Source organism: Brevundimonas nasdae (assembly GCF_019395145.1).
In the GTDB taxonomy this organism is placed as follows: domain Bacteria; phylum Pseudomonadota; class Alphaproteobacteria; order Caulobacterales; family Caulobacteraceae; genus Brevundimonas; species Brevundimonas nasdae.
The window spans coordinates 912,416-925,269 of sequence record NZ_CP080034.1 but is presented as its reverse complement, the minus strand read 5'-3'; the positions used below and the strand labels follow the sequence as shown (position 1 = coordinate 925,269).

General features: G+C 61.8%; 8 protein-coding genes and 1 tRNA gene. 5 read left to right on the top strand and 4 right to left on the bottom strand.

All coding sequences use genetic code 11. From position 1 onward, the window contains the following. Positions 1 to 48: 48 nt before the first annotated feature. From KWG56_RS04515 to KWG56_RS04495, 5 genes are all read left to right on the top strand, one after another. Complete coding sequence (locus tag KWG56_RS04515) at positions 49 to 1,491, top strand: glucoamylase family protein (protein WP_244999636.1); 1,443 nt, start codon at positions 49 to 51, stop codon at positions 1,489 to 1,491. A gap of 101 nt (positions 1,492 to 1,592) precedes the next feature. Beyond that, the gene (locus KWG56_RS04510) at positions 1,593 to 2,771 is read left to right on the top strand and encodes a sugar ABC transporter substrate-binding protein (protein ID WP_244999635.1); all 1,179 of its coding nucleotides are present in this window, start codon (positions 1,593 to 1,595) and stop codon (positions 2,769 to 2,771) included. Next, positions 2,768 to 3,700, top strand: coding sequence for a carbohydrate ABC transporter permease (locus KWG56_RS04505; RefSeq protein WP_219353886.1), 933 nt, complete (start codon positions 2,768 to 2,770; stop codon positions 3,698 to 3,700). Before KWG56_RS04510 ends, KWG56_RS04505 begins: the two co-directional genes overlap by 4 nt. Positions 3,701 to 3,729: 29 nt before the next feature. Continuing rightward, positions 3,730 to 4,512 (top strand): carbohydrate ABC transporter permease, encoded by a 783-nt coding sequence (locus KWG56_RS04500; RefSeq protein ID WP_244999634.1) that lies wholly within the window; start codon positions 3,730 to 3,732, stop codon positions 4,510 to 4,512. Between the two features lie 18 nt (positions 4,513 to 4,530). Beyond that, positions 4,531 to 7,737: a discoidin domain-containing protein gene (locus KWG56_RS04495; protein WP_219353884.1), complete on the top strand. Its 3,207-nt coding sequence runs from the start codon at positions 4,531 to 4,533 to the stop codon at positions 7,735 to 7,737. A gap of 14 nt (positions 7,738 to 7,751) precedes the next feature. On the opposite strand, the gene KWG56_RS04490 is transcribed toward KWG56_RS04495, so the two are convergent. From KWG56_RS04490 to KWG56_RS04475, 4 genes are all read right to left on the bottom strand, one after another. Then, positions 7,752 to 8,840: an ABC transporter ATP-binding protein gene (locus KWG56_RS04490; protein WP_219353883.1), complete on the bottom strand. Its 1,089-nt coding sequence runs from the start codon at positions 8,838 to 8,840 to the stop codon at positions 7,752 to 7,754. A 139-nt stretch (positions 8,841 to 8,979) separates the two neighbouring features. Beyond that, on the bottom strand, positions 8,980 to 9,729 hold the full coding sequence (locus KWG56_RS04485) for an endonuclease/exonuclease/phosphatase family protein (protein WP_219353882.1): 750 nt from the start codon (positions 9,727 to 9,729) through the stop codon (positions 8,980 to 8,982). Positions 9,730 to 9,808: 79 nt separating this feature from the next. Beyond that, complete coding sequence (locus tag KWG56_RS04480; RefSeq protein ID WP_244999633.1) at positions 9,809 to 12,142, bottom strand: glycoside hydrolase family 3 N-terminal domain-containing protein; 2,334 nt, start codon at positions 12,140 to 12,142, stop codon at positions 9,809 to 9,811. Between the two features lie 600 nt (positions 12,143 to 12,742). Next, positions 12,743 to 12,819 (bottom strand) — tRNA-Val (locus KWG56_RS04475). Positions 12,820 to 12,854: the final 35 nt, after the last annotated feature.

Here is a 12,854-nt window from a genome sequence, read left to right as displayed (position 1 = left end):
TGAATTCCGTAAAAAGTGAGCGTGCCGATGAACCGCCGGAACTTTCTGATGCGAACGACGGTCGGCGCGAGCGCTCTGGTGGCCGGTTTCCCGGCAGCGGCGATGGCGCAGCAGACCATATCTGGCGCGTTGAATGGCACCGAACGCCGCCCTTTGCGGTTGGATCAAGAGGTCGAGGAACTGCAACTGCGCACCTTCCGCTGGTTTGAGAAGGTCACGGATCGGCGCACCGGTTTGACACCTGACCGCTGGCCGACACCCTCATTCTGTTCGATCGCCGCTGTCGGATTTGCGCTGACGTGCTGGCCGGTCGGGGTTGAGCGTGGATGGATGAGCCGAACTGAAGCCCGAGAACGCACCCTGGCGACGCTGCGCTTCTTCTACGACTTGCCCCAAGGCCCCGAGGCGACCGGCACCGCTGGCTACAAGGGCTTCTTCTATCATTTTCTGAGCATGGAAACGGGCCATCGTTTCGGAACCAATGAGTTGTCGACAGTCGATACAGCCCTGCTGATCGGCGGGATGTTGTTCGCCGCCCGCTACTTCAAGGGTCGTCATGCTGACGAGGCTGAAATCCGCGCCAAGGCTCAGGCCATCTATGAACGTATCGAATGGCCCTGGACCGTCATCCGTGACAATCGCATCACCATGGGCTGGCACCCTGAGACGGGGTTCATACCCTCGGACTGGCACATCTATAACGAAGGCATGCTGGTTCTTTTGCTTGCCGTCGGCAGCCCGACCTACCCAGTTTCTGTCAATGTCTGGCACGAATGGGCGGCGAGTTATGACGAGAGCTGGACTGACCGCTGGGGCAGTTGGCACCTGAACTTCGCCCCCATTTTCGGACACCAGTACAGCCATATGTTCGTCGACTTCCGAGGCATTCAGGATGCTTGGATGCGAGGCCAGTCAGCTCAAACCGGTGAAGCGCTCGACTATTTCGAGAACAGCCGCCGCGCCGTGTACGCCCAGCAGAAATACGGCCACGACAATCCCGGCGGATGGGCGGGCTATTCATCCGAGATATGGGGTCTGACGGCCTGTGACGGGCCCGGCGATTTCAAGCAGACCCTCAATGGTGTAGAGCGTGAGTTCTTCAGCTACTCGGCTCGCGGGCCGGGCGACCGGGACGACGGCACAATCGCACCCACGGCGGCGGCCAGTTCCATCGCCTTCGCACCCGAGATCGTCGTCCCCTGCATCAAGGCGATGAAGCAGAAGTACGGAGCCGCCATCTATACCGAGTGGGGCTTCCTCGACAGTTTCAACCCGACACTGACCACCCACGACGGAGAGTTGCAGCACGGCAAGATCATGGATGGCGTGGGTTGGGTGGACGGCGATTATCTGGGCATCGACCAGGGACCTATCGTTATTATGACCGAGAACCACCGCTCCGAACTGGTCTGGGGTCACATGCGTGACGAGCCCAACATCCGTCGCGCGCTTGAGATTGCAGGCTTCACCGGAGGCTGGCTGAACGGATGACGCAGACTGGCCCCTGGCCCAATACAAACAGGCGCGCCGCGCTGGCCCTGGCGGCAGGAGGAGCCGTGTCGGCCTGCTCGCCGCGTTGGTCAGGCGAGACGGTGTTGCGCTTCTGGGCGATGGGCAACGAGGGTGGCAGCGTCGGTCGATTGATGCCGGAATTTGAGCGACGCAACCCCGGCGTCCGGGTCGAGGTTCAGCCCCTGCCCTGGACAGCGGCGCACGAGAAACTGTTGACCGCATATGCTGGGGCCTCGCTGCCTGACGTCAGCCAGATCGGCAACACCTGGGTGGGAGAACTGACCGCCATTGGCGCGCTCTCGCCTACTCCGCCAGAGGCTGCAGGCCTGTTGACTGACCAATTTCCTGCTGTGCTCGAGACGAACGAGATTGGCGGACGGGCGATGACCACGCCCTGGTATGTGGACACCCGGCTGCTGTTCTATCGCACTGACCTGCTGCGACGGGCGGGGTTTGAGACGCCGCCCGAGAACTGGATCGACTGGAGGCGCGCCATGCACGGCGTCAAGCGCGCGGCAGGGCGCGACAATTTCGCCATCCTGCTGCCCCTTAACGAGTTCGAGCAACTGCTCACATTCGGCCTGCAGATCGATGAGCCGCTGCTGCGCGACCGAGACACACAGGGCAATTTCTCGAGCCCCGGGTTCGTCGCGGCCTTGGCCTTCTACAAGAGTCTGTTCGACGAGCAGCTGGCGCCCCGGGCTTCTGCGACGCAGATATCAAACGTCTGGACCGAGTTCGCACGGGGCTATTTCAGTTTCTATTTCTCCGGGCCGTGGAGCGTAGGCGATTTCCGCACCCGGTTGCCAGAATCGTTCCAACCGAGCTGGGCTACGGCTGGCGTACCCGGGCCGACCGGGTTGGGCGCCTCGGCGCCAGGCGGATCCAGCCTTGCGGTGTTCAAATCTTCACCGCACCAAGATGCCGCTTGGTCCCTAGTCCGCTATTTGTCGGAGCCCGCCGTTCAAGCGCAGTTCAACGCCCTCACCGGCGATCTTCCGGCGCGTCAGAGCGCCTGGAGCAGGGCTGGCGTGGAGCGCGACCCTATGCTGGCGCCCTTCCGGGAGCAGTTGTCCCGCGCCAAGGCCGTGCCCAAAGCGCCCGAGTGGGAGCGAATCGTCACCGAGATGCAGATCGTCGCCGAACGAATGGTGCGCGGTGAATACACGCCTGAAAGCGCGGCCGCCGAGATTGACCGTCGGGTCGACCGCCTGTTGGAAAAGCGTCGCTGGATGCTGGACCAAGGCAAGGCCATATGACCACCGCCAATCCGATATCAGCCCACGCAAAACCAGCGCGTGGCTACGGTTCTCGCGAACGGACGGCCTGGGCCTTCGTCGCCCCAGCCTTGATCGCCATCGGCCTGTTCTTCGCCATTCCGGTGGCTGCGGCGCTTCTGCTCAGCCTGACCGACTTTGACATCTACGCCCTGGCGAACCTGGACAACCTGCGTTTCGTCGGGCTGCAGAATTATGAGCGGTTGATGTCAAACCCCCTGTTCTGGGGGGCGATGAAGAACACCCTGACGTTCGCAGTGCTAGGCGTCCCCCTGTCCATCGCCGCGTCGTTGGCCGCGGCCGTCATTCTAAATGCGCGCGTCGTGAAGTGGCGGCCGATCTGGCGAGTGATGTTCTTCGCCCCCTATGTCACGACACTGGTCGCGACGGCCGTTGTCTGGCGCTATCTGCTGCATACCCGTTACGGGGTCATCAACTGGGCGCTGCAAGGCGTAGGTCTGCCTGCTGTCGACTGGCTGGGCCAACCCGAGACATCGATCCCGGCTATCCTGATGTTCGTGGTCTGGAAGATTTTCGGCTACACTATGCTGATCTTCTTGGCGGTCCTGCAGACCGTTCCCGACGATCTGTATGAGGCAGCACGCATCGACGGCGCTGGGCCGTGGAAGCAGTTTCGCCATGTCACCCTGCCCGCCATCGCGCCGACCATGCTGCTGGTTTCGATCATCTCGGTCGCCAGCTTCTTCCAACTGTTCGCCGAACCCTATGTGATGACCCAGGGCGGCCCGGCCCAGAGCACGGTAACTGTGCTCTACTTCATGTACGAGGAGGGCTTCAAATGGTGGAACCTTGGATCTGCCAGCGCTGTGGCCTTCATCCTGTTCGTGTGCATCCTGGCGATCACCCTGGTTCAACTGGCGGTCGCCAAACGCGTGGGGGCCTATCAATGAATATCCGCACGATATTGTTGAATTTGGCAGTGGCGCTCATCGGTCTAATCGTTCTGTTCCCGCTGGTCTGGATGCTGTCGGTCAGCTTTATGGCCACCGGAGAGGCAGCGACCTTCCCGCCGCCGCTGGTCCCATCGCACTGGACGCTGGAGCACTATCGCGACCTATTTCTGAACCAGGGGATGGGGCGCTACATGTGGAACAGTTTCGCCCTGGCGACCCTGGCGACCCTATTGGCGCTCAGCTTCACTGTCCCAGCGGGCTACGCTTTCGCCAAGCTGAAGTTCGCAGGCCGTGAGCGCCTGTTCCAACTACTGGTCGGCGCCCTGGTGGTGCCCGCCCAAATCGGGACCTTGCCCTTGTTCCTGATGCTGAAAGGCATGGGCCTGGTGAACACCTACGCCGGAGCCCTGGCGCCGTGGCTGGCCTCTATCTTCGGCCTGTTTCTGGTGCGCCAGTACGCCTTGAGCATTCCCGACGAAATGTTGGAGGCCGCGCGTATCGACGGCGCCAGCGAGGGCCAGATCTTCCGTCGCGTGGTCCTGCCGACGCTGCAGCCGATCATCGTCACCCTGGGCCTGTTCGTCTTCCTAGGCAGTTGGAACGACTTCCTCTGGCCTCTGATCATTCTGACGGACCAGTCGAATTACACCCTTCCAGTCGCTCTGGCGGCTCTGTCGCGCGAGCACGTGCAAGATGTCGAGCTGATGATGGCCGGCGCCGTCATCACGGTCGCGCCCGTGCTGATCCTCTTTCTCGCTCTGCAACGCTACTACATCCGCGGCATGCTCGCGGGCAGCGTGAAGGGCTGACCAGAACTGCGAGTTCGCATGCGTAATTTCCTGCTGGCCGCCGCCTCCGTCTTGACCCTCGCCCTGGCGCCCCCCCCCGCCGTCGCGCAGGAGGCGCGTGTGCTCGACAGCATGGACGATGCTTCACGCTGGGAGGCCAGCGCTTCAACGGATGTTCGCGCCGCCGTCTCTGCTGTGGCGGGGCATGAGGGACAGGCCGTGCGGCTGGACTACGACTTCGACGGCAAGGCGGGATATGCCGTGCTTAGCCGTCCCTTGCCGTTTGACCTGCCTGAAAACTACGAGATCAGCTTCTGGGTGCGCGGTGCTGGACCGACCAACACTTTCGAGGTCAAACTGACAGACGCCTCTGCGGACAACGTCTGGTGGAAGCAGACTGCTCGGTACGATTTCCCCGACGGCTGGGCACGGTTCGTCATTAAACGTCGCCAAGTGTCCAAGGCATGGGGCCCCAGCCCCGAGACCGTGCTGCGCCGCGCCGAACGGGTCGAGTTCGTCGTGGTCGCGGCCGACGGCGGCAGGGGGTCTGTCGATATCGACCAACTCAGCCTTCGCTCCCTGCCCGTCGCCCCCGCTGTTCCACCTCAACCCATCGCCAGCGACGGTCGCGAGGATTCAACCGCCGCCAACGCCGTCGATCTGGACCCGAGAACCGCTTGGACGCCACCGATTGAGGACGCGCCCGCGCTGACACTGGACCTCGGTTATGAGCGCGAGTTCGGCGGCCTGACCCTGCTCTGGAGCGAACGCGGCGCGGCCGCGGACTACCGTGTGTCGATCTCGTCCGACGGGCACGACTGGAGGGAGTTGATTTCTGTCCAGGGCGGAAACGGCGGCGTCGATTGGCTAAGAACACCAGAGGCCACAGCGCGCTGGCTGAGGCTGGAGCCGTTGCGGCCTGTGTCGGCGTCCGACGTCCTCAGCTCATCGGGCGCGGGGCAACGCCTAGGCGCTATGCAGGCCAAGAACTACGTCCTGAACGCCACCGAGGTCGAACCCCTGGCCTTTGGTGCGGACGCCACAGCCTTCGCCGAGGCTGTGGCCAAGGAAAATCGCCGGGGCCTGTACCCGCGCGGCCTCTTTGGGGAACAGGCCTACTGGACACTCGTCGGCGTCGACGGCGGCGGCGAAAGCGGTCTGATCAGCGAGGACGGCGCCATCGAACTGAAGCGCGCCGGTCCCAGCATCGAACCCTTCGTGATCGACAACGGACGGCTGATCACCTGGGCCGACGTCAATATCGAACAAGTCCTGAAGGACGGCGACCTGCCCATCCCGTCCGTAACCTGGGTCGCAGACGGCTGGACGCTGAAGATCACAAGTTTCGCCGACGGCGTGCCAGAGCAAGCACGGCTGTGGGGCCGCTATGACCTGACCAACACCTCGAACCGCCTGCGAAGCCTGACGTTGGTGCTTACGGCGCGCGCCTTCCAGGTGAATGGACCGATGCAGTTTCTGGCCATTCCGGGCGGTGTGGCTCCCATTGCACGGATGAACTGGGATGGCGCCGGCCTGACGCTGAACGACACGGTGCGCGTGCAACCCCTGTCGGCGCCGGATGCAGTGGCGGCCGCAACCTTCGATGCGGGCGCTGATCCGCAATCCCTGATCCTGCCGTCGGCGCGCCACGCGCCGGAACAGCCGCTGACGGTGGTCGATGCGACTGAACTGCCAGCAGCCGCCTTGCTCTACGACATCACGTTGCAACCTGGCGAAACCCGAACTTTCGGCTTCATGTCACCGCTGGCTGGGACAACGCGGACGGCGTCCGATTTGGCTGTAATTGACCAAGTAGAGCGTAATCTGACGGCCGAATGGAGAGAGAAGCTGGACAGGGTGGACCTGACCCTGCCGCCAGCCGCCCAACGCATTGAAGATGCGTTGAAATCGTCATTGGCCCACGTGTTGATGTCCCGTCAGGGACCGATCCTGCAGCCCGGCACGCGCAGCTACAACCGCTCTTGGATTCGCGACGGCGCCATGATGGCCGAGGGTCTGAACCGACTGGGCATGGCCGAACACTCGGCGGACTATTTGCGCTGGTATGCTCCCTATGTGTTTGAGAACGGCAAGGTGCCGTGCTGCGTCGATGCGCGCGGTGCCGATCCTGTGCCCGAGAACGACAGCCATGGCGAGTTCATCTTCCTTGCCGCCGAAACCTATCGCTACACCAAGGACGAAGCTCTGCTGCGTCAAGTCTGGCCTCAGGTTCAGAAGGCCATCGCCTATATGGACGGGCTGCGCGCCTCGACGCGCATGGCGGGCGTCCAAACATCCGAGCAACGTCACCTCTATGGCCTGCTCCCGCCAACGATCAGCCACGAGGGTTATTCCGATAAGGCCGCCTATTCCTACTGGGATGATTTCTGGGGTCTGTTGGGCTACAAGGATGCGGTCTTCATCGCCCAGACACTGGGCGACGCCGATGCCGCCGCGCGTTACGCCGCCGCGCGCGATCAATTCGCCGTCGATATTCGCGCTTCGATCATCGCGACCGCTGAACACCACGGGATAGACTGGATCGCGGGAGCGGCCGACCGAGGCGACTTTGACGCCACCTCGACCACCATCGCCCTGTCACCTGCGGGCGTGCAGGACAATCTGCCGGCCGCCCTGATGGCGCGAACCTTCGATCTCTACTGGGCGAATTTCCAGAACCGGCTCACAAATCGCACGGCATGGACGGACTACACCCCCTATGAATGGCGGCTGGTCGGCGCTTTCGTGCGACTGGGTCAGAAGGATCGTGCGTTGGCGGTTCTGAACTTCCTGATGGCTGACCGTCGTCCCGAGGCCTGGAACGGCTGGGCCGAGGTGGTGGGACACGAGAAACGGCAACCCCGGTTCATCGGCGACATGCCGCACGCCTGGATCAGTTCAGACTATATCCGTTCCGCCTTGGATCTGTTGGCCTACGAACGGGACCGCGACCACGCCCTGGTGCTAGCGGCGGGCGCGCCTCAAGCTTGGCTGGACACCACAGAAGGCGTCGGTGTTCGTAATCTGCGCACGGCCTATGGCCCGCTGACCTACGCCTATCGCAAGGAACGGAATGGCTATGTCTTAAGGTTATCACCGGGCGCGTCGCCGCCGGGAGGCTTCATCCTACAATGGTCGGCGGGCGACGATCGGCCCGCACGAGTGCGTATAGACGGGCGCACTGCCGAGTGGTCAGGTGATGAACTTCATATTACTGTGGGCGCGAAAAAGATCATTCTGAACTGATCTATTTTGCCAGATCATAATCGGCGGAACGCCCGTCCCTCTGTGTCAAAGAGATGCGCCTGATGTGCAGTGACATGCAGTATCAGGCATTCGCCCGCATTGGCCCCCACATCTCCGGGCAACTGCACCGTCAACGTCTCATCCGACGATGGATGCGTCAGGTGCGCCATAGTCGCGGCCCCGAGAGTTTCAACGAAGATGACTTCGGCATTTAGGGCGTCACCGCCGCCGTTGATCACCAGATGCTCAGGCCGGACTCCCAGCGTCGCCCTGTCGCCCGGCCTTGCAGCGCTGGCGTCGACCGCGATGCGGATTGATTCACCGGTCGTTGTTTTCACCACCGCCCCTGCTGCAGAGGCCTCGCTAATCTCCACCGCCAGCAGGTTCATCTTCGGGCTGCCGATGAAACCCGCGACGAACAGATTGGCCGGACGTTCATACAACTCCATCGGCGCGCCGACTTGTTCGACCCGCCCGCTGTTCAACACCACGATCCGATCAGCCAAGGTCATCGCCTCGACCTGATCGTGGGTGACGTAGATCATGGTCGTCTTCAGTTCGGCGTGCAGCCGGGCAAACTCGTAGCGCATGCGAACGCGCAGGGCCGCGTCCAAGTTGGACAAAGGCTCGTCAAACAGAAAGACCTGGGGTTTTCGAACAATGGCGCGACCGATGGCGACACGCTGGCGCTGACCGCCAGACATGGCCTTGGGTTTGCGCTCCAGATAGTCAGTGATGCTAAGCGCCTCGGCCGCGGCACGAACGCGGCAATCAATTTCAGCCTTGTCAGTCTTGGCCAGTGTCAGGCCGAACGCCATGTTCTCGTACGCCGTCATGTGCGGATAAAGGGCGTAAGACTGAAATACCATGGCTATGCCGCGGTCAGACGGCGACAGGTCATTCACTACGCGATCGCCTATCGAAATCTGGCCTCCGGTCACCTCTTCCAGACCCGCAATTGTGCGCAACAGGGTGGATTTGCCGCAGCCCGAAGGCCCCACAAAGACGATGAACTCGCCGTCGGCAATATCCAGATCGACGCCTTTCAGAACTTCAACGGCGACGAACGCTTTCTTCACGCCGCTCAGACTGACGTTGGCCATGTTTCCCGCCTTCCCGGAGCATTTCTGCTTTCAATCACCGTAACCGGTTACAGAGATGGATCAATGATTGGACGACGCTTCGCTTTTGATCCAACGGGGCTGCTGAATATCGAGCGAAGACGACCAACCCGCCCATCCTTCATTTCAGTTTGATGGTCGCCGCCACGCCGAAATGATCAGAGGGATATTCGCCTTTGATCGGCACATCTCCGAAGATGCGAGCTTCCTCCGGTGCGAAGGAGGTCGTCTCCGCGAATATGTGATCGATGACGCGGTTCGGATGGCCTTTGGCCGGGTTCAAGGTCGTGACGGCGGAACTTCGAGGCAAGGCGCTGAAGAATCTGGGACCTGTCATTGTCGCCAACCCCGGATCCTGTTGGTCGGCGTTAAAGTCCCCCATTACGACCAAAGGCGTCACATCCTGCGGTAGCCAGTCGAGAAGGCTTGCGATCTGCTGCGCTCGAACCGGCCCGGCGTCATCCTGCCAGGCCAAGTGAGTCGCGACCACGTCAACGGGACGCCCCTGAACTTCCACACGAAGACGCAGGGCCGTGCGGAAATCGTCAAGTGGCTCCAGCTTGACCGAATCTTCAGCCAGAATCGGCAGCCGCGTCAGGAGTGCGTTGCCATAGCGTCGCGCGCCGCCTTTGGGATCGGTCGAGACAAAGGCGACGTGATAACCGCCCAGTTCGCGGGCCAACATCTGCGCCTGGTTCTCTAACCCGACGTCAGCATCCTCGAGAACTTCTTGCAGGGCTATGATATCGGCGTCCTGCGCCCTGAGCGCCGCGACCAGCAAGGGCCGACGTGCGTTCCAGTCACCCTGATTGTGCCAGATATTGAAGGTGACCAGCTTTAACGCCGCACAATCACGCTTGTCTGCACGCATGGAGGCGCAGCCAGCTAGCGGCAGGGCCGCCGCCATGCCCAACAGGACACGGCGGGACGTTACGCCTCGCGGTCTGAGATCAACCCCCATCAGCGACGGCGGTCGGGCCAACGAGGTGGAACGTCGACGTCACTCCCCCCTGGGCGTGCGGCGCGATCCAGACATCGAAAAGGCCGGGCTCGATTCGATAAGCCTCATCCGCACCGATGAAGCCAAGCTGGCGCGGATTCAAAGTGAAGGTCACCTTCTCCGTTTGACCGGGGCGCAGACTTATCCGCTTGAAATCCTTCAACAATCGTCCAGGCTGGGTCAAACTGGCCACTCGGTCGTGGATATAGAGCTGAACCAGTTCTTCGGCCTCACGCCGCCCTTGATTGGTGACGGAGGCGCTGACCGAGATGGAGCCTGCCCATGGAAGCTGGTTCGTCTCCATCTCGATCGGTCCATAGACGATGTCGCCGTAAGTCAGGCCGAAGCCAAAAGGATAGAGCGCGGTGTTGGGCGTCTCGCGATAGCGTGCTGTGAATTCTTGCTCCGCCAGGTCGGGATTGGCGGGGCGGCCGGTGTTCTTGCGATCATAGGAATAAGGCTGCTGACCCGACCTGTGCGGGAAACTGACAGGCAGACGCGCCGTGGGACTGTGATCGCCAAAGATTACATCCGCGACTGAGTGACCCATCTGCTCGCCCAGGAACCAGGTTACGACGATGGCCGGAGCATTCTTGATGCCGCCTTCCAGCGCTAGTCCTCGTCCGTTCCGCAGCAGGATGACGAACGGCTTGCCCGTAGCGGCGATCGCGTCAACGAGAGCCTGCTGGGCGGAGGGAACCACGATCTCGGTGCGCGACTGGGCCTCACCCGACATGCGTTGGCTTTCACCGATGGCCAGAACCACCACGTCCGCGGTGTTAGCGACCCGAACGGCCTCATCAATCCCACCCGGCAACGACGTCTCGACATCCGATCCGCGCGCCAGGCTTAGGCCCTGCGGATTGTTCATGGCAGCGCGGAAACCGGCCTCCAGCGACACACGGCGCTCCGGGTCGCCCCAGATCGTCCAAGGTCCCCAAACATTGTCCACATCGTCAGCAAAAGGACCGATCAGAGCGATCTTCTGGTTCTTGTCGAGCGGCAGCAGATTTCCCTGGTTTTTGAGCAAAACGACGGACTTTCGCCCGGCTTCGCGGGCCAGTTCAATATGTTTGCGCGCGCCGACAACCGCCTTTTCACGCTCCGGGTCCGTGCCGCGATAGGGATCATCGAACAGCCCCAAAGCCGCCTTGGTGGTCAGGACGCGACGGACCGCCTCGTCCAGCCGTCCCATGGACACCTCGCCAGACCGCACTAAGTCGGGCAGATGCTCCAGGTAGAGCCCCGACACCATCGACACGTCCACGCCCGCATTAAACGCGATGCGCGCGGCGTCGCGGCCGTCCTCGGCGAAACCGTGGGCGATCAGTTCCTGCTCGGACGTGTAGTCGGAGAGCACAAACCCTTCAAAACCCCATTCGCCGCGTAGGATCTCAGTCAGCAGCTTGTAATTGCCCGATGTCGGCACGCCATTCAGATCATTGAAAGCGCTCATGATCGACAGCGCGCCTGCGTCAACCGAAGCTTTGAATGGAGGCAAGAAGACGCCACGCAGCGTCTGCTCGCTCATGTCCGTCGTATTGTAGTCCACCCCACCAAGAGCGGCGGAATAGGCGGCCATATGCTTGGCTGTGGCCAGGACGGCGTCGCGGTCGTCCAATCCCTTTTCACCCTGGAAGCCGCGCACGCGAGCGGCGGCCAACAGGTTGTTCAACAGCACATCCTCGCCCGCGCCCTCAACGTTTCGGCCCCATCGCTGGTCGCGCGCAACGTCCACCATCGGCGCATATGTCTGGTGCACGGCGGACGCCGCCGTCTCAATCGCAGCCGCTCGCGCGGTGCGGTAGGCCAGATCAGTGTCGAAAGCTGCTGCCTCAGCCAGAGGCACAGGAAATATGGTCGAAAGACCATGGATCACGTCTGCCGCGAACAGCAGCGGGATCTTCAGACGGGTTTCCTCCATGGCGACGCGCTGGATGCGTCGTCCCGCCTCAGCGCCGATGCCGTTGAACAGCGCCCCGACCTTGCCCTCACGGATCAGGGCGGTGACGCGTGCGGGACTGCCTGTACCGTCCAGGGGATTCACGGCCTTGGGCATCCAACGGAAAGGATCGGCCAGCAGATTCACTTGGCCCGCCTTTTCCTCGATCGTCATCGCCGCGATCAGATCTTCGATCCTCTGGCGGTGGCGCTGCACGGCGTTCGTGGTTTTGGCGGAAGCAGGCATAGGGAAGGCTCCGGCGCCCATCAGGGCCAGAAGGCCCAGGCCAGAAAGGAAATTTCTACGAGAAGCCGCAGTCCTGAGGGGTCGCGTCTGTAGCATGGCGCTCCGAAGATCTGAGACAAGGCAGCCAGAGGCCTACCCCTCCGTCCTGCCCCTGTTCAACCCCTCGGCCCCATGTAAATCGTTTCAAACCAGATCGTGGTTGGGGGGGGGATCTCGAAACACAATATTTTTGCTCCGATCATTTTGCATCGATATCCCATCAGACGAATGGAATGTTCGCTCTTATGAGCTGCACTAGATGGGTGCGTTCCAGATCACTAATCGAAGCCGCGTACGCTTTCGTAGGCGAGGTGTGCAGTAACTATTCCCAAAAACCGAATGGGCGTTTGCTGCCAGTAGTCTCTTGGCCGGTCATGATACGGGCAAACCTAGCTGTGTCGCAGATGCAGGTCTGGATCGAAACGCATCACCGCACGAGATCGAACACACAACCGCGACTTGGCTGATGCACAGGGGGTGTCGATCCATGGACGGCGGCAGGTTTCTTGGGCATGTCTGTCGTCGCGCTGCTGGAGCACTACGGCAACCTGCGTCCGGACTATCAAGAGTGTGCTCTACGCGGCTTTGGCAAAGCCAAATACGGGGACCAAAACGGGGACCAAACGCATCGGCCGCCCCTGAAACCCCCGGAAACCTTGGTAGGCGGCGACGGGTTCGAACCGCCGACCCTCTCGGTGTAAACGAGATGCTCTGACCAGCTGAGCTAGCCGCCCTGAAAGAGAAGCAGGGCTTATGCCTGCGACAGGCG